Origin of the sequence: Obesumbacterium proteus, from assembly GCF_001586165.1 — a bacterium.
GTDB classification, from domain to species: Bacteria; Pseudomonadota; Gammaproteobacteria; order Enterobacterales; family Enterobacteriaceae; genus Hafnia; species Hafnia protea.
The window spans coordinates 940,141-957,914 of the sequence record NZ_CP014608.1 but is presented as its reverse complement, the minus strand read 5'-3'; the positions used below and the strand labels follow the sequence as shown (position 1 = coordinate 957,914).

Annotated in this window: 18 protein-coding genes; 6 read left to right on the top strand and 12 right to left on the bottom strand. The window is 49.8% G+C overall.

Annotated features, from left to right (window positions below):
* Positions 1-215: 215 nt before the first annotated feature.
* The gene (locus DSM2777_RS04575; protein WP_040046461.1) at positions 216-1,328 is read right to left on the bottom strand and encodes a branched-chain amino acid ABC transporter substrate-binding protein; all 1,113 of its coding nucleotides are present in this window, start codon (positions 1,326-1,328) and stop codon (positions 216-218) included.
* A gap of 416 nt (positions 1,329-1,744) precedes the next feature.
* Here DSM2777_RS04575 and panM point away from each other — a divergent pair, with 416 nt between their 5' ends.
* Positions 1,745-2,158, top strand: a complete 414-nt coding sequence (gene panM, locus DSM2777_RS04570; protein WP_061553287.1) for an aspartate 1-decarboxylase autocleavage activator PanM — start codon at positions 1,745-1,747, stop codon at positions 2,156-2,158.
* A gap of 70 nt (positions 2,159-2,228) precedes the next feature.
* Here the strand turns inward: panM and rpoH are convergent, their stop codons facing one another.
* The 4 genes from rpoH to ftsY all read right to left on the bottom strand — a co-directional run bounded on the left by rpoH (position 2,229) and on the right by ftsY (position 6,874).
* Positions 2,229-3,080 carry an RNA polymerase sigma factor RpoH gene (gene rpoH, locus DSM2777_RS04565; RefSeq protein ID WP_025799396.1) on the bottom strand — a complete coding sequence of 284 codons (852 nt, stop codon included), beginning with the start codon at positions 3,078-3,080 and terminating at the stop codon, positions 2,229-2,231.
* Between the two features lie 278 nt (positions 3,081-3,358).
* Positions 3,359-4,336, bottom strand: coding sequence for a permease-like cell division protein FtsX (gene ftsX, locus DSM2777_RS04560; RefSeq protein ID WP_025799398.1), 978 nt, complete (start codon positions 4,334-4,336; stop codon positions 3,359-3,361).
* On the bottom strand, positions 4,329-4,997 hold the full coding sequence (gene ftsE, locus DSM2777_RS04555) for a cell division ATP-binding protein FtsE (RefSeq protein WP_004090701.1): 669 nt from the start codon (positions 4,995-4,997) through the stop codon (positions 4,329-4,331). Before ftsE ends, ftsX begins: the two co-directional genes overlap by 8 nt.
* A gap of 5 nt (positions 4,998-5,002) precedes the next feature.
* Positions 5,003-6,874, bottom strand: coding sequence for a signal recognition particle-docking protein FtsY (gene ftsY, locus DSM2777_RS04550; RefSeq protein ID WP_061553286.1), 1,872 nt, complete (start codon positions 6,872-6,874; stop codon positions 5,003-5,005).
* A 208-nt stretch (positions 6,875-7,082) separates the two neighbouring features.
* Between ftsY and rsmD the strand changes: the two genes are divergently transcribed.
* Both rsmD and DSM2777_RS04540 read left to right on the top strand, forming a co-directional pair.
* Entirely contained in the window at positions 7,083-7,664 is a 582-nt protein-coding gene (rsmD, locus tag DSM2777_RS04545) for a 16S rRNA (guanine(966)-N(2))-methyltransferase (protein ID WP_061555330.1), read from the top strand.
* A 15-nt stretch (positions 7,665-7,679) separates the two neighbouring features.
* Complete coding sequence (locus DSM2777_RS04540; RefSeq protein ID WP_025799404.1) at positions 7,680-7,952, top strand: DUF1145 family protein; 273 nt, start codon at positions 7,680-7,682, stop codon at positions 7,950-7,952.
* 41 nt (positions 7,953-7,993) lie between these two features.
* Here DSM2777_RS04540 and DSM2777_RS04535 read toward each other — a convergent pair whose 3' ends face one another.
* Both DSM2777_RS04535 and DSM2777_RS04530 read right to left on the bottom strand, forming a co-directional pair.
* Positions 7,994-8,353, bottom strand: coding sequence for a DUF2500 domain-containing protein (locus DSM2777_RS04535; RefSeq protein ID WP_046459988.1), 360 nt, complete (start codon positions 8,351-8,353; stop codon positions 7,994-7,996).
* Complete coding sequence (locus DSM2777_RS04530; protein ID WP_046459987.1) at positions 8,350-8,670, bottom strand: DUF1820 family protein; 321 nt, start codon at positions 8,668-8,670, stop codon at positions 8,350-8,352. Before DSM2777_RS04530 ends, DSM2777_RS04535 begins: the two co-directional genes overlap by 4 nt.
* 280 nt (positions 8,671-8,950) lie before the next feature.
* Between DSM2777_RS04530 and DSM2777_RS04525 the strand changes: the two genes are divergently transcribed.
* Entirely contained in the window at positions 8,951-9,577 is a 627-nt protein-coding gene (locus tag DSM2777_RS04525) for a lysoplasmalogenase (RefSeq protein WP_061553285.1), read from the top strand.
* Positions 9,578-9,650: 73 nt separating this feature from the next.
* On the opposite strand, the gene DSM2777_RS04520 is transcribed toward DSM2777_RS04525, so the two are convergent.
* Positions 9,651-10,982: a D-serine ammonia-lyase gene (locus DSM2777_RS04520; protein WP_061553284.1), complete on the bottom strand. Its 1,332-nt coding sequence runs from the start codon at positions 10,980-10,982 to the stop codon at positions 9,651-9,653.
* Between the two features lie 17 nt (positions 10,983-10,999).
* Positions 11,000-12,337 carry a D-serine transporter DsdX gene (gene dsdX / locus DSM2777_RS04515; RefSeq protein ID WP_061553283.1) on the bottom strand — a complete coding sequence of 446 codons (1,338 nt, stop codon included), beginning with the start codon at positions 12,335-12,337 and terminating at the stop codon, positions 11,000-11,002.
* 221 nt (positions 12,338-12,558) lie between these two features.
* Between dsdX and dsdC the strand changes: the two genes are divergently transcribed.
* Positions 12,559-13,506, top strand: coding sequence for a DNA-binding transcriptional regulator DsdC (gene dsdC / locus DSM2777_RS04510; RefSeq protein WP_061555329.1), 948 nt, complete (start codon positions 12,559-12,561; stop codon positions 13,504-13,506).
* A 10-nt stretch (positions 13,507-13,516) separates the two neighbouring features.
* On the opposite strand, the gene yiiM is transcribed toward dsdC, so the two are convergent.
* Together yiiM and sodA are read right to left on the bottom strand one after the other, a co-directional pair.
* Positions 13,517-14,188: a 6-hydroxyaminopurine reductase gene (gene yiiM / locus DSM2777_RS04505; protein ID WP_061553282.1), complete on the bottom strand. Its 672-nt coding sequence runs from the start codon at positions 14,186-14,188 to the stop codon at positions 13,517-13,519.
* Positions 14,189-14,330: 142 nt separating this feature from the next.
* On the bottom strand, positions 14,331-14,957 hold the full coding sequence (gene sodA, locus DSM2777_RS04500) for a superoxide dismutase [Mn] (protein WP_061553281.1): 627 nt from the start codon (positions 14,955-14,957) through the stop codon (positions 14,331-14,333).
* 398 nt (positions 14,958-15,355) lie between these two features.
* On the opposite strand from sodA, the gene DSM2777_RS04495 reads away from it, so the two are divergent.
* Positions 15,356-16,567 carry a CdaR family transcriptional regulator gene (locus tag DSM2777_RS04495; protein ID WP_082790854.1) on the top strand — a complete coding sequence of 404 codons (1,212 nt, stop codon included), beginning with the start codon at positions 15,356-15,358 and terminating at the stop codon, positions 16,565-16,567.
* Positions 16,568-16,625: 58 nt separating this feature from the next.
* On the opposite strand, the gene DSM2777_RS04490 is transcribed toward DSM2777_RS04495, so the two are convergent.
* Positions 16,626-17,762, bottom strand: coding sequence for a glycerate kinase family protein (locus DSM2777_RS04490; protein WP_418009382.1), 1,137 nt, complete (start codon positions 17,760-17,762; stop codon positions 16,626-16,628).
* Positions 17,763-17,774: the final 12 nt, after the last annotated feature.

Genomic DNA, 17,774 nt, shown 5'->3' with positions numbered 1-17,774 from the left:
CCGTCCGCCCATTGATTCCGCATTTTTATGCAACATGCGCGTAGGCGTACGGGCAGAGACCGCCAGTGCGTGGTCTCTGCACTCCCGCACTTTTTCCGAGATGGCATTTTCGCTTCGGTTTGGTATCGCCCATCCAGGGCGCCCCAAACTCCAGCACAACATCCTTGTTGTGCTGGCTCGTCCTACCAATACATAAAAACACTATCGATCAGAACTTACTTCACCGCGGTGGATGAACCATCGGCGTGCCATTCGAAGATACCGAATTCGAAGCCTTTCAGGTCGCCTTTGTCATCCCAGCTCAATGGCCCCATCACGGTATCAACCGGTTGAGCTTTGAGATTTTTGATGATGTCAGCAGGCTCTTCGCTTTTGCTGCGCTCCATGCCGGTAGTCAGCGATTGCAGCGCGGCATAGGTAGTCCACACAAACGGGCCAGTCGGATCCAGTTTTTTGGCTTTCAGCGAGTCCACAATGGCTTTGTTGGCCGGAACCTGATCGTAGCGCTGCGGCAGAGTGACCAGCATGCCTTCGGAAGCATCTCCCGCGATGTTAGACAAAGAAGAGTTACCCACGCCCTCTGGTCCCATAAACTTAGCTTTCAGGCCCGCTTGCTTAGCCTGACGCAAAATTTGCCCCATCTCTGGGTAGTAGCCACCGAAGTAAACAAAATCGACGTTCTCTTTCTTCAGCTTGGCCACCAGCGTGGAGAAATCTTTGTCACCTGCCGTCACACCTTCAAACAGCACGGGCTTCACATTGGATTTCTCCAACGCATCTTTAACCGAACGAGCCAGACCTTCACCATATTGCTGTTTGTCATGCACCACGGCGATACGCTGCGGTTTAATGGTGTTGAGAATATATTTCGCCGCCGTTGGCCCCTGATCGGAATCCAGCCCGGTGGTACGCATAATCAGCTTATAGCCGCGCGTGGTGAGATCGGCGTTGGTCGCCGCTGGGGTTATCATCAACACGCCTTCATCTTCATAGATATCCGAAGCGGGCTGAGTGGAAGAAGAACACAGATGGCCGATAACGTAGCGAATGCCATCGTTAATCACCTTGTTTGCCACCGCTACCGCTTGTTTTGGATCGCAGGCATCGTCATATTCCACGCCGACCAATTTGTCGCCGTTCACGCCGCCTTTCGCGTTGATATCCGCAATCGCCTGCTTAGCACCGGTAAACTCCATATCGCCATATTGCGCTACAGGACCAGACATCGCGCCCACAATGGCGATTTTGATATCCTTCGCCATCACGCTGCTGCTCATGGCTAACGCCATACAACCCGCCAGAAAAACCTTACCCTTATTAATACTCATCCGCTCATCCCCGCCTGTTGTTATGTTTGTTGTGTTTGCTTTGATGTGACATCACGCAACATATTATTAACATAAACATTTTTATGCATAAGAAATAATGAATTATGTGATTTCACAGCAATATTTTCTAATAAGACTTTATTTTTCATATCATTAAACAGGAGATTTATTCTGCAAATCAAATCAGAATACTAGAAACAAGCGGTGTAAACAGCACAAAAACCGGAGCGTTAAGGCGACATTTATCACTAGGTAAGCACGTTCATCTGTTAAACAATTCATTTACTAATTTTTTACTCTGAAAATAGCAGATCGGTAAAAATAATCCGCTCAGATTTTGTACACCAAAAGTTACACCGCCAATGGATGCAGATCCTTTACAATGCTTATCAATTATTCTCGGCAGAAGATAAAACATGAAACTCACCATTGAGCGCTTAGTAGAATTAAATTCAGACGACATCCGTGACTTGGGAAAAGTGTGGCCAGAACAGCAGCCAGAAGCATGGCAAGCGTGGCTCGAAGCGGGAAATGCCCTCTTCGCCGCCCGTTTCAATGACCGTCTATTGGGTGCCGTAAAGGTATTTGCCGATAAATCCAAAGGCTTCGCCACGCTGCATGACCTATGTGTGCGTGAAGTAACGCGCCGCCGCGGCGTAGGTTTATATCTGATTGAAGATACTCTGCGTCAGTTGCCTGATATCAACGTTTGGCAATTGGCCGCAAGCGAGGTTCCAACCGAGAACCGTGAAGAGATGGATGCTTTCATGAAGGCGTGTGGGTTTAACTTCTGCGAACTGAGCAACGGCGAACAGGGCTGGCAGAGTTAGCGATGAAAATGACAAACAAAAAAGGCGATGCCAAGCATCGCCTTTTGTCGGACTGCCGTGCATTTAAAGTTTAAGCTTCAATTGCTGCACGCAGTTTTTTCATTGCGTTCTTTTCAAGCTGACGCACACGTTCTGCAGACACACCGTATTGATCGGCCAGTTCTTGCAGCGTTGCTTTGTTGTCGTCGTCTAACCAGCGGGCACGAATAATGTGCTGGCTACGCTCATCCAAGCCTTCCATCGCCAAGCTCAGTTTGTCAGCGGCGTGGCTATCCCAGTTGTCATCTTCGATATCGTTGGCGAAATCAGAAGATTTATCCTGTAGGAACAGCACTGGCGCAGCAGGTGAGCTGTCATCGTCGTCGTTAGACATGTCAAAAGCCATGTCCTGCGCGGCCATACGCGATTCCATTTCCAGCACGTCTTTTTCAGACACGCCCAGCTCGCGAGCAACCAATTCAACTTCATCCTGATTGAACCAGCCTAAACGCTGCTTGGTTTTACGCAGGTTGAAGAACAGCTTACGTTGGGCTTTGGTGGTCGCAACCTTCACGATGCGCCAGTTACGCAGCACGTATTCGTGAATTTCAGCTTTGATCCAGTGAACCGCAAAGGACACCAGTCGTACGCCCATTTCTGGGTTAAAACGACGCACAGCTTTCATCAGGCCGATGTTACCTTCCTGAATTAGGTCTGCCTGCGGCAACCCGTAGCCGGCATAGTTACGGGCAACATGAACAACAAAGCGCAGGTGCGACAGAATCAGCTGTTTTGCTGCATCCAAGTCACCCTCGTAATGCAGTCGTTCACCCAGTTCTTTCTCTTCCTCTGCTGTCAGCATCGGATAGGTGTTGGCCGCACGAACGTAAGCTTCCAAGCTACCTTGAGGAACTAAGGTTAAAGTTTGCATCTCTTTGGTCATTCAAACCCTCTCAATATTCAATCCAGCCGTACTAGTAACGCCGTAGCAATTCTAACGATATAACAGCGCGGACACTAACACGATTCTGCAAAATTTGACCGTGAGTTACCCCACAAGTTCAATGTTGCGTGCATAAATTTAGCACAATTCTACAACAGGCATGAACTCATTGGGAACGTGATGGGGGGAGTATAGGATGGAGAACCGGTATCGGGTTTAACCAGAATGGCTCTTCCCCCGTCAGCAACTCAACGAGGGAAGAGTATAACACTATTTCACTATTGTGGTGTAAATCGGCGTAAATGTTGAACGGTGGCCAGCCACGCGGCAATCCAGCCAATCATGGCGGAAACCAGCACCAGCAATAGGCACTCATCCCAGCCTAAACCATGCAGCACAAATGTGGTGCCAAATACCGAGGCGACTTTAGCAACCGCGGAACCCAGTTGCCAGACCATCGCCTGAGACAAAATCAGCGATAGAATTGCACCACTAAAGCCTAACAGCGCGCCGCCATTAAGGAATGGTCGAAGAATAAATCCGTCGGTCGCCCCAATCAGCTTCATCACGTTGATGGTGTCACGACGACTGAATATGCTCAGACGCACGCTGTTACCAATCACCAAGAACACAGCCACAATCATCAAAATACCGATCATCGCCGCGACCTGTCCGACCAGCCCAGTTAACGCAGCCAAACGCGCAAACCAGCTGTCGTCCATGCGAACTTCATCAACCCCTTTCACGGCCGCCACGCGATCGCGCAGGGTATTGAGGGTGTCACTGCTTTCGAAATTCATTTTTGGCGTAATGATAGCTACGGCAGGAAGCGGATTCTCTTCCAGCATATCAAGCGCGCCGCCAAAACCGGACCAGTTGCGGAATTCGCCTAGCGCTTCTTCTCGCGAGAGGTAGTTAACTTTATCCACGCCCTCTTCGCCTTTCAGCACCGTCATCACTTGTTCGGCAGCGTCATCATCGAGCGCTTTATCCAGATAAACCGTTAGCTGCGGCGTTGGATACCACTGCGAAGCCGCTTCGCTAACGTTTTTGTAGACCAGATAGCACACGCTGGGCAGCGTCAGTGAAATAGCGATGACCATCACCGTAAGCAGAGTCGCCAACGGCTGGCGCATCATATCAGCCAGCGTGTTAACCCATGCATAGCGCCACTGTTCACGCCAGCCGCCACGCAGCGCCTTGGCTTTGTCCGGCATTTTCGCGCGCGAGGCCGAACGATTTGGAGCCTTAGCCATGCGAAATACCTCCGTCCATACGTCCCTGACTGAGCGTCAGCATACGGTAACGACGGCGCGCAATTAGCCCCATGTCATGGGTTGCCATCAGCACCGTAACGCCCACACGGTTGAACTCTTCGAACAGGCGCAAGATACCTTCTGATAGCGCCTCATCCAAGTTACCGGTTGGCTCATCCGCTAACAGCACCGCAGGCTTATTAACCACCGCACGTGCGATCCCAACGCGCTGCTGTTCACCGCCGGAAAGCTGGATCGGGAAGTTTTTGGCTTTGTCCAATAAACCCACTTTATCCAGCGCCGCAGAAACACGACGGCGAATATCTTCGCTGCTGGCGCCTGAAATAATCAGCGGCATCGACACGTTGTCGTATACCGTTCGATCCATCAACAGATGATGGTCTTGGAAAATCATGCCAATCTGGCGACGCAGAAACGGAACTTCTGAGTTCCGTAAGCGGCTGATGTCATGACCACCAAAAAGAATATGTCCTGCGCTTGGGCGCTCAATGCCACATATCAGCTTAAGCAGGGTACTTTTCCCTGCGCCTGAGTGGCCGGTGAGAAACGCCATCTCGCCCTGACGTAGATGGAAATCTACGCCTTGCAGAGCCTGACGCCCGCCCAGATACGCTTTACTGACCTGTTCGAAGCGAATCATCCGTATTAATCCTCACGGGCAAAAAGTGCCTCAATAAAATCGTCGGCCTTGAATGGCCGTAAATCTTCGATACCTTCACCAACCCCGATATAGCGGATTGGAATGCCAAACTGATCGGCCACGGCGAAGATCACCCCGCCTTTAGCGGTGCCATCCAGCTTGGTTAATGTAATACCGGTCAAGCCAACCGCTTCGTTAAACAGTTTTGCCTGACTCACCGCGTTTTGTCCGGTGCTCGCATCAATCGTCAGCATAACCTCATGCGGCGCATCTTCGTCTAACTTTTTCATTACACGAACGATTTTCTTTAGCTCTTCCATCAAGTGCGATTTGTTCTGCAAACGTCCTGCGGTATCTGCCAGCAACACATCGATATTACGAGCTTTGGCGGCTTGAATCGCATCAAAGATGACGGAAGCAGAATCAGCGCCGGTGTGCTGTGCAACCACGGGGATATTATTGCGTTCCCCCCAGACCTGCAGCTGTTCAACCGCCGCCGCACGGAAGGTGTCACCCGCCGCGAGCATTACCGATTTGCCTTCGGCTTGGAACTGGCGAGCCAGCTTACCAATCGTCGTGGTTTTACCCACACCGTTAACGCCAACCATCAAGATAACAAACGGCGTGCGGCCGCTGACGTCTAGCGGTTTATCAACGGTGCTTAAAATCTCACCCATCTCTTCTTTCAGTTTGCCATACAGCGACTCTGCGTCTTTGAGCTCTTTGCGGCTAGCATGTTCAGTCAGAGATTTAATAATTTTATTGGTGGTTTCAACGCCCACGTCGGCAATCAGCAGCTGTTCTTCCAGCTCTTCAAACAGATCGTCGTCGATTTTCTTACCACGGAACAAGCCGAAAAATCCGGAACCCAGATTTTGTTTGGTTTTCAGCAGGCTGCGTTTAAGACGAGCAAAGAAACCCTCTTTTGTTGGGCGTTCCTGCTCATGCTGCACAACCGCCGCAGCTTCTGGCTGCACGTCAGCGTGAGACTCATCCTCATCGATTTCATCAACGTCAGCATCTGCTTCATCAACGACGTCGGTATCCAGATCGACAACTTCTTCTGAACGCGCAATCTCAGCGATCACTTCGATAGCTTCAGGCTCAGGCTCGGAAACGGATTCACCCACCACCGGCTCATGTTTAATCGCATCATCTTCAGCGATTTCTTGCTCAACCAGCTCTTCGATGTACGGCTCGTCAATAACCGGCTCTTGATGAACATGCGGGTGCGCCGCTTCCGTCAACGTAATCACTTGTTCGGCAAACACTTCCGCATCATGCTCGAGATGCTCGCCACCGTGGTGATTATCGTGCTTGTTTACCAGCGGTTCACTGGCATGAATAATATTTTCAGCGGTTGTCTGAGCGGAAACTGACGCATGCTCAGCTTCGGCCTGTTCCGGTTCAGCGATAGCTTCCGGCGCAGGCGCTTCTTCGTGATGCGCCTGAGTAAGCTCTACAATTTGCTCAGCAAAAACTTCGGCGCTTTGCGCATCAGGGCGATGCTCGTGGCTTGACGCTAAATGCTCCGTCGTTTCAACCAGTTCATCAGCCAATACTTTAGCTGGTGCTTCACGCTGGGCATGCTGCTCCGCCAACGGCAGATTCTCAGCGGCATGTTCTGGTGCAACGGTGGCATCCCATTCGCCGGGAGTTTCCACTGAGGCCGCATAGTCAGATTCACGCTCAGGCAGTTTGTCATCCAGCGATTCTGGCGTAGTTGTCTGCTCTGATGGCGCATCAGCTTGATGTTGTTCTGTTTCTTCTACCACTGGTGGTGTTTGTTGTTCGTCTTCTTGCGCCTTTTCCGGCTGCTCTTCCTGACGACCAAACCCTAACCAGGAGAAAAAACCACGTTTTTTATCTTTTGCCATAGTGCGACGACTCTCCCGCCTGAAATTCAAAATTGTTGATAAACTGCAATTGAACAAGTTTATCACTTAACCCCTTATCGCAACATGCATGCCGATGGGTTTCAAGTGGCATTTCCATCAATAAACGGTTACCTTGCACGGCAACAATGAAGATTGGCCTGTAATGGCACCGTCTAATACTGCAACCCAAACAAAAAATACCGCATTCATGGCAAAAAAACCTGCATCCCAATCCAGCGGACAAATCCGCATCATTGGCGGCCTATGGCGTGGCCGAAAACTTCCTGTGCCAGACAGTCCCGGCCTGCGTCCCACTACGGATCGCGTGCGTGAAACGCTGTTTAACTGGTTGGCTCCCGAGCTAAATGGCGCTCGCTGTCTCGATTGTTTTGCCGGCAGCGGTGCTTTGGGATTTGAAGCCGTTTCTCGCTATGCCGAGCACGCTACGCTGCTTGAAGCAGACCGCACGGTGGCCGCGCAGCTCAAAAAAAATGTCACGCTGATTAGCACCGATAAAATCACGGTGCAAAACACCGATGCACTAAAATGGTTATCACAGCCGGGTACGCCCTATCAGGTGGTTTTTCTCGATCCTCCTTTTAGAAAAGGGCTATTGGCAGAAACGATTACGCTGTTAGAAACACATGGTTGGCTCGCGGATGAAGCCTTTATTTACGTTGAGGCCGAAGCGGAAAGCGCAGCGGCAGACGTGCCCGCGAACTGGACATTGCATCGCGAAAAAGTGGCGGGTCAGGTCGCTTATCGTTTATATACGCGCAGCGCGTCATAATTCGAGGAAATCACAATGGGAATTAATATTGGCCGCTTGCTCATGCTGTGCGTATGGGGATTTATGCTGGTTAACATCATCCATCCTTACACTCGCCCGCTGAATATCTTTATGAACGTGGCACTGGTATTTATGGTGTTGATGCACGGTTTACAGGTCACGATGCTGAAAACCACGTTAACCAAAGACCAGCCTAAGATCGGCAAATGGCAGGAAGTACGCATTTTCCTGTTTGGCGTTTTTGAGCTGCTGGCTTGGCAGAAAAAGAATACTCCGCCGAAGAAATAATAAATTGGCTGAATAATCCTCCCCTACAGGGGAGGTTTTAGCTATTGCGCCTGTGGTTCAAAACTTACGAAGCGCGTGCCCTGCGTGCTGAGTGTACCCCGCGCACCTTTGTCTATCTGATGATAGGTTTTTTCCGGTACGACAAATTTCAGCTCACTTCCCCCCATTATCGGCTGGAAATAAACCTCATAACGCATATCTTCCCCCGCAATCACTTCGCGCTGGCGTGAACGCCGATTGGGCGCAGGAAACTCGCGCTTAGCGCTCACTTCAACCTGCTGCGTGCTCAGCGGTGCGGCATCGTTGATGGCATTTTGACGGCGTTGCTGCATGAAACGTTGGGCCGCAAATACCACAATAACAGCAACGATCACGACGAATATCAGCGGTGGTTTACTCATGGTTTTTTGCCGGGAAGATAAGGGAAAGCGGTGACATTATCGCCTAAATCAGAGATCCGCGCACTGCCGCGTTCGGTGACGGCATCAATGCGAATAACGGCCTGAATAGGAATATAGCTGCGCTCTACGCCAGAGAACTCGTTCTTCAATTTCTCTTCTGAAGGATCGACCAATACGGCGCTTTGGGTATCAAAAACAAAATCAGCGATTTCGAGAAAACCAAACAGGTTGCTTTGTACAATTTCACGCACGTAAAGCTGATAGTTTTTACCGTTATTCATAAACTGAATTCGGTATAAAGGCGCTTGACCAGACATGACGTTCCTCATCACTGCCAATGGGCAATTTCAAATTCAATAACTTTGTGGCGACCACAACGCCTGCTAAGCAGCATATGCGCTATGGATACAGCGGGTTAACATAACATGAAGTTGTTTACACTTCATCCGCACCGATAGCAGGTAAAGTGATTGTCGTCGCCCGCGGTGATCCCCTACACTCAGAAGATAAGTGACTATCTATTTATTCTTATTCTTGGTGTGAAGTCAGCATCATAAGAATCAGAAAATTAACCTGCTAATTAAAAAAGGATAAATGATGAGTTGGGCTTTTCTTGCAGTCTTATTTTCTGGCTGGCTATTTGTTGATGCCAGCTACCGTGGCCCGCGCTGGCAACGTTGGGTTTTCAAACCCGTCACCCTGCTGTTACTACTTTTGCTGGCATGGGGCGCACCCAATATTCAGGCCAGCGGCTATCTGATTCTACTTGGCCTACTCGCCACACTTGCCGCCGATGCGCTGTTATTGCTACCACGCGAGCGTGTGCTGTATGCCATTGGGGCGTTTTTCTTATCACATCTTCTCTACACCATCAGCTTCGCCAGTGCCTTAACGGTATCGTTCTATCTGCCTATGTTAGCGGTATTAATCGTTATCGGTATTGCTTTGATAGCCACCATTTGGACGCGTTTAGACGATATGCGCTGGCCGGTTGTGACCTACATTGCGATGACGCTGTTGATGGTATGGATGGCAGGCGATCAATACTTTGCTCGCGGCACCGATTTTGGTTTCTCGCTGTTGGTGGGAGCATCGCTGTTGCTGTTGTCGAACGTGGTATGGCTGGTCAATCGTTATCGCTTCACTTTTCGCGCCGCCGACGCCATTATTGCCGCCAGCTATTTTGCCGGTCATTTCCTGATTGTGCGTTCGTTGTATCTGTAAGATCCGCTGATAATCCTCAGATAGATATAGAAACGGGGCAATTCGCCCCGTTCGCCTATTAATCACGCTAGAACTAGATTTTCGCCGCCGCGAGATATTTCGCCATCTCATCTGCTGGCACCATACCCCCACCCATCGCCCACACCAAGTGAGTCGCATTTTGCATTTTCTGTGCGTCTAATCCGTGGCTCTGTAGATATTGAGCATCCCCACAGACTCGTGCCGCTCCCGGCATTCCCGCCAGCGCCGAAGGTTCAAGCTGAATACCTTGCTGCTGGTTTAAAAGCCCCAGCAGGTTATACATTTCCTGATCGCTTAAGGTATACAAACCATCAAGCAGGCGCTCCATCGCTCGCCCAACAAAGCCGGATGCACGTCCAACGGCTAAACCATCGGCTGCGGTGATATTGTCGATCCCAATATCCTGCACTGAAATTTCATCATGCAGACCCGTATGAATACCCAGAAGCATGCACGGTGAGTGAGTCGGCTCCGCAAAGAAACAATGTACGTTGTCGCCAAAGGCTAATTTCAGGCCAAATGCGACTCCGCCAGGGCCACCACCAACGCCGCACGGCAGATAAACAAACAGCGGATGTTCGGCATCAACACGAATATTCATCTGGCTAAACTGTTGGCGTAAACGCCCACCGGCAACGGCATAACCTAAAAATAGCGTGCGTGAATTTTCATCATCAATAAAGAAACAATGAGGATCTGATTCCGCCTCTTTGCGCCCTTGAGCAACGGCAACGCCATAATCCTGCGCATACTCAACCACATTCACGCCGTGCTCACGCAGTTTTTGCTTTTTCCAAGCCCGCGCATCGGCAGACATATGCACACTGACGCTGAAGCCAAGTTTTGCGCTCATAATGCCGATCGACATGCCTAAATTACCGGTAGAGCCTACCGCAATACTGTATTGGCTAAAGAATTGACGAAACTTGTCGGAATACAACACGCTATAGTCGTCATCTTCTGACAGCATTCCCGCTTCAATGGCCAGTTTTTCAGCGTGGGTAAGCACTTCATAAATCCCGCCACGCGCTTTGATCGACCCAGAGATAGGCAAATGGCTGTCTTTTTTCAGCATCAGCTGACCCGCAATTTTTTGCTGATAGCGCTGTTCTATTGCAGCCTGCATCTCCGGGATCGCAACGACTTCTGACTCAATAATACCGTGCGTTTTTTGCGTTTCTGGGAACGCTAAGCAAAGGTATGGTGCAAATCGCTTAAGGCGCGCTTCCGCCTGTGCGACGTCGTCCTGCGTCAAACCAACGTAAGGAAGCCCCTCAGCCAACGTGGTGGTATTTGGGTTAAACCATGTAACTTCATCTAAGTTAATCAGCTGTTTAACCAATGGATATTGTTCAACCAAATGTTCAATTTCAAACGTATTCATAAATAGTATCTTCTCGATTAAACGATATAAGAGAGTAGGAAAGTCGTACCTAAAGCGATCAGCGACGCGATGAAAGTCGCCACTGTGTAATATTTAAATGTCTCACTCAGCGTTGCACCACAGTATTGCTTAACCAGCCAAAACAGGGAGTCGGTAACGATGGTGCAACCAATCGCGCCAGAGCCAATGGCGAGTGTGATAATTTCAGGACTCACGTTGGGATAGAGTGGCAATACCGGCGCAACAATCGCCGTAGCACCCATCATAGCCACCGTGGCAGAACCTACCGCGGCATGAAGAATGATCGCCACCAACCAAGCCAGCAAAATCGGATGCATGTGCATATTGGAGAGCAGCACTGCCAAAGTATCAGCAAGGCCACTGGCTTTAAGAATGCCGTTAAATGCGCCACCCGCACCAATAATCAGCAAAATGTTAGCAATTGAAGAGAAGCCATCTTCCGTTTTGCTCAGCAGTTTACCCATGCCCATATGCTGACGGATGCCTAAAACGTAATAGGCAACGAAGGCGGCGATAAACATCGCAGTAATCGGGTTACCAATGAATTCAAAGAAGTTATACAGCGCTGAACCCTTGGCCATATTGAGTTCGGCCGCCGTCTTGATCAGCATCAGCACAATCGGCAGCAGCACGGTAAATAACGTGGCACCCAGCGATGGCAGATCCTCTTCTCGACGTACTTCCAGTTCTGAAAATGCGGCGGGGACTTGTTTAAACGGAAGGCGATGGCCGACAAACTTCAAAAATAGCGGGCCACCGATCAGCGAAGCCACAAGCCCCACCAACAGACCGTATACAATCACGGTGCCAATATCAGCCCCTAACGCATTCGTCACATACAAGGCCGCCGGATGCGGAGGGACAACGCAATGCACCGCCATTAGCGCCGTACACAGCGGGATCGCCAGCTTCAGCAAAGAAGTATTGGTCTTTTTAGCAATGGAAAATGCCAGAGGGATCAGCAATACCACGCCCACTTCCACAAACAGCGTAATACCGCAAACCAAGCCAACTAAAACCATAATGACGTCTGGTGATAGCCAACGGCATTTTTGCAACGTAATGCCAATACGCTCAGCGGCACCGGAAACCTCCATCATTTTGCCCAGAATAGTTCCCAGACCAATCACGGCGGCTAAAAAGCCTAAGGTTCCACCAATCCCACCTTCAATGGCATTCACCATTTCCAACGGGTTCATTCCCATTAATACGCCGACATAAAAACTGGCCAGCAGTAGTGCTAAAAATGGGTGAATCTTAAATTTAACGATGGTTAATATAATTATTATGATGCTTGTTAATAGCGTTCCAACGACCCAAATTTGCGAGCTCATTTCCAACCTCACCCTGTAATAAATCACCTGTCTATTGGATAAGAAGTGAACATCGCTGACAAACGATCAAATTCAGCCTTCACATGAACCAGATTGAATCAAATGGGTGATATTGGTCAAAATAGAAAGGAATTATCGCGATTGAGTCACATTAACTCATCTGTATGCCCACTAAAACGCTCTGCTGGGATATGCTGATACTCTCTCCAAACGAGGTCATCATGTTCGAGCATTCAAAATATATCGCACGTAACAAACTGCTTAATGGCTATCAGCTATCAAAGCTCTATACCTTTGAAGTTGCGGCCAGACATGAGTCTTTTGCGCTCGCGGCGGAAGAGTTATCGATAAGTCCTAGCGCTGTGAGCCATCGCATCAATCAGCTTGAAGAAGAGTTGGGATTTAAGTTATTCCAGCGATTTCATCGCCGCATTGCGCTAACGCCCGAAGGAGAGCGGGTATTTTGGGCGCTAAAATCTTCTCTCAGCTATCTCAACCAAGAAATTCTTGAGATAAAAAGCCAAGAGCTGTCGGGAACGCTGACGGTTTATTCTCGCCCTTCAATCGCGCAATGTTGGCTGGTGCCTAAACTGGCTGATTTTGCTAAACAATATCCGGCAATCAGCTTAAACATTTTAACCGGCAACGAGATGGTTAACTTCAACGGCGCAGGGATCGACCTGGCGATTTATTTTGACGATAAACCGCCCGAAACGCTGTCATGTCAGCACCTGATGAATGAGTCAATGATACCGGTTTGTAGCCCAGAATATGCCAAACAGCACGATTTGGTCGGCAAGCCATTTAATCTGCGCCAAAGCACATTGCTGCACGATCGTCAGGCATGGAGTTACGACTCCAACGAAAGTGAATGGCATTCATGGGCGCGGAATTTTAACGTTGATATCGCTGAAGATCAGCGAAGTATGGGGTTTGATCGTTCCGATCTGGCGGTCATCGCTGCAATGAACCATGTGGGCATCGCGATGGGGCGTAAAAATCTGGTGAATAAGCGGCTGGAGAGCAAAGAGTTAATTGCGCCCTTTCCTGAGTTTGAAATGCAGTGCGAGCAACGCTACTACATTTCAACTCTTTCAGAGCGCCAGTGGCCAAAGATCAACGTTTTTATTCAATGGCTTAAAACGATGGCAGGCAATACTGAGGGTTAAATACTAAAGGTTAAACCCCGAGCAATCTTCGATTCATATCTTCAATTTTGCCGTTGAGAACCCGCATTTGGAGCGTTTTACTCCAGCTGGCCGAGATCCCGGCCGCACGCATCAGGCGGCGATACTCTTCTTTGTCAAACGGCATATGGAAGCAGATAGAAATCGCTTCTGCCACGCTGATATCGCTGTTGCGTGAAACGAGTTCCAGCGGCTGATCTTCGCTGACCATACCTTCGCCAACGATGCGATACAGCCAACCGCAGCGGCCAGTTTGTTGCATCTGCACGGAAAACTCATCGATATCCATGTGATAGTTGAGCTTATAGCACGGCGAACGCGGCTGAGTGACCTGAATCAGCGCTTCTCCCCAACGGTAGATATCACCGATAAAAACATTCTCTTCGGTCATCCCTTCAGTGGAAATATTTTCGCCTAAGGCCGGAGCGCAAAATTGCTCAGCCTGCTGGGGATACTGCCGTTGCCAAAACTGATAATGCTCACGCGGATACTGACACAACGCCCGATCGGGGCCGCCATGGACTTTCTTCTCTGCCTGTTCATCACCTTCCAACCCAAGGCGGTTAAGCATCACGCCACCGGAAACCTGACGTTTGCCAATTGCACTCGGCTTGCTGCCTTCATAAGGAATGATGGTACCGGTGTAAATCGTTGGATAGTGCATGCAGGGCTCCCAAAAGCAGATTCATCAAGAAAATGACAATACCCTTACTATACCGTTCCCATGGGGTTTAAAAACAAAAAAAGCGTGGGTTTCCCCACGCTACGATCGGTGCTGTCTCACTATGGACAGTGACTACAGACGATTACTTTTTCGCTTCAGTAAAACGTTTTGCTGCTTCGTCCCAGTTCACCACGCTCCAGAACGCTTTGATGTAGTCTGGACGACGGTTCTGATATTTCAGGTAGTAAGCATGTTCCCACACGTCCAGACCCGCAATTGGGTAACCGGAAGCACCAGAAACCGCTTCGCCCATCAGCGGGCTATCTTGGTTTGCAGTAGAAACCAGGGCCAGTTTGCCGTCTGCTTTCAACACCAGCCACGCCCAGCCGGAGCCAAAGCGCGTTGCCGCTGCTTTTTCAAATTCTTCTTTAAATTTATCAACGCTGCCGAAATCGCGTTCGATAGCCGCTTTCAGATCGCCTTTTAGCTCAGTACCAAGCTTCAAACCTTTCCAGAAGAAGCTGTGGTTTGCATGGCCGCCTGCGTTGTTACGCAGCGCAGTACGCTTTTCAGCAGGGACTTTATCCAGCTGAGCAATCAGCTCTTCTGCGGTTAATTTGGCTAATTCTGGCAGAGACTCCAACGCAGCGTTCGCGTTGTTGACGTAGGCCTGATGGTGCTTGCTGTGATGGATTTCCATCGTTTGCTTATCGAAGTGAGGCTCTAATGCGTCGTAGGCATAAGGTAGGGATGGCAGGGTATAGCTCATATTCATCTTCTCCAGATTTCAAAGGAGCAAAACATCCGCTCCGGTTAAGCAGTCTGGTCATTATAGTTAATTAAATGATATTGAAAATGATTATCAATCGCTTATAAGCGGTAAGGGTATGATAAAAACAAGCGGGGAAATAGCGTACATTCAGTCCCTGCAAGGCTCTCAGCCCGATGCTCGCATTGTATTTGGCCGCCATCGTTAATATCAATAGTTGCGATTGCCAGCGCCAATGGCCCCACTATGTAGTGGTAACGAGTTAAAAGTGAGCAAAAAACTGTGACTTCTTTTGCAACTCTTAACTGCTATCTTAAACATTGTGCATTTGCACAATGTTTACCGGTATCCGCCTCGGTATGCTCGGAATATTCTACTTAACATACACGGAGCGCAGCATGGCGACCTACCATCTCGATACCCGACTTGCTCAGGATATCGTGGACCGCACCATGAAAATCATCGACAGCAACGTTAACGTCATGGACGCACGGGGCAGAATAATAGGCAGTGGTGCTCAAGAACGCATTGGTGAATTGCACGAAGGTGCATTGCTGGCGATATCGCAGGAAAGAATTGTCGATATTGATGAGAATATGACCCGCCACCTGCACGGCGTTCGCCCCGGCGTGAATCTTCCTTTGCATTTCGACGGTGAAATTGTTGGCGTCATAGGGCTCACCGGCGATCCCTCTGAGCTGAGGCGGTATGGTGAGCTGGTGTGCATGACCGCAGAAATGATGCTGGAGCAAGCGCATCTGATGCACATGCTGGCGCAAGATACTCGCCTGCGCGAAGAGTTAGTGCTTAACCTTATTCGCGCCGAAAAGCTCTCTCCTGCGCTTCAGGAATGGGCTCAGCGCCTAGGGATAGATCTCAATCAGCCCCGCGTGGTGGTAGTAGTGGAAGTCGATAGCGGCCAGCTTGGCGTGGATAGCGCCATCGTCGATCTTCAACAACTCCAAACATTACTGACGACGGCAGAACACGATAACCTTGCGGCAATCGTATCGCTCAATCAGATGGTAGTTCTCAGACCCGCATTTAGCTCGCTTGGCCGCTGGGAACCAGAAAGTCAGCGCAACCAAATTAACCTTTTGCTCAAGAAGCTGGCCAAAAACAGTCAGTTGAAAATCAGAATTGCTTTGGGCAACTACTTCCCGGATGAAAGCGGCATTGCTCGCTCATACCGCACGGCCTATACCACGATGATGGTGGGCAAACAGCGCACGCCGGAACAGCGCAGCTATTTTTATCAAGACCTGATCCTACCTGTTTTACTCGATAGCCTGCGTGGCGGATGGCAAGCCAAAGAGCTGGTTCGCCCACTGGCACGGCTTCGAGCTATCGATAGCAACGGCGTACTAAGAAAAACACTTACCGTATGGTTTATGAATAACGTTCAGCCAAGCGCAACCGCCAAAGCGCTGTTTATTCATCGCAACACCTTGGAATATCGCTTACACCGAATCTCTGAGCTTACGGGGCTCGATCTCAATAACTTTGACGATCGCTTGCTGATTTATATCTCATTACAGCTAGATAGCGGCTTTCTTTATCCTGCTGGCGATACGGATTCCATTAGCCACCTTCCTCAAGCAGGACAATAAAAAAAGAGCAATACGCTGATCGTATTGCTCTTTCATGGGCTTATGTCTCTAAAGCTTATTACGCGCGCGCGATCTTCAGCAGTCTGCCAATATTTTCACAGGTTCTTTCAACATTGGAGCAGCCATTCTTGAGCAGCGCGTCGATATTCTCAGCGCCTGGCACGATACCAAAGATGGCATCAATACCTTCGCTATACAGCTCACTCACGCCTTCACCGATATAGCCAGCCAGAGCAATAACCGGTACTCCCTGTGCTTTAGCCGCCTGAGCAACACCATAAGGCGTTTTGCCAAACTTGGTTTGGAAATCGATGCCACCTTCGCCGGTAAAGCAGTAATCGGCACCCACGAGCTTTTCACTTAAGCCAGAATATTGGGTCACAATATCAATGCCACGCGCCATTTTGCAGTGGGTGAATGCCATCAAACCGGCCCCTAAGCCTCCAGCAGCGCCCGCTCCCGGCACGTCTTTCACTTTGCGTCCCAGCTGTACATCAATCACATCAGCATAGTGCGCCAACGCGCTATCCAAAATCGCCACGGTTTCTGGTGTGGCACCCTTTTGCGGGCCAAACGTTTTTGATGCGCCCGTGTCGCCACACAGCGGATTTGTCACGTCGCTGGCAACCAAAAATTCGACGTCAGCGAGCCGTGGATCTATGCCATCCAGATCGATTTTGCACAGCGAGCCTAACGCACCGCCGCCCGCTGGCAGTGGTAAACCGTTTTTATCTAAGAAGCGAACCCCAAGCGCAGCCGCCATCCCCGCCCCGCCGTCATTGGTGGCGCTGCCGCCGATGCCCAGAATGATCTTGTTAATCCCTTTATCGAGACAGGCCTTAATCAGTTCGCCGGTTCCGAAGGTCGTCGCCGTGAGCGGATTTTTGGTTTCTTTGGTGGTGAATTGAATGCCGCTCGCCGACGCCATTTCGATAACCGCCGTTTGCTGGCTCCAAATAATCCCGAATTGTGCATCAACCGGCGTACCTAACGGCCCTGTGACCGTCTGGTGATAGATTTCTCCATCGGTGGCATCGATCAACGACTGAACCGTTCCCTCACCGCCGTCAGCCATCGGAACATGGATGAACTCAGCGTCAGGGAATACGACTTTGAGTCCCGCTTCCATTGCCTTGCACACTTCTTTGGCGGTCATGCTTTCTTTAAACGAATCTGGTGCCAAAACAAACTTCATTCTTTTCATAAT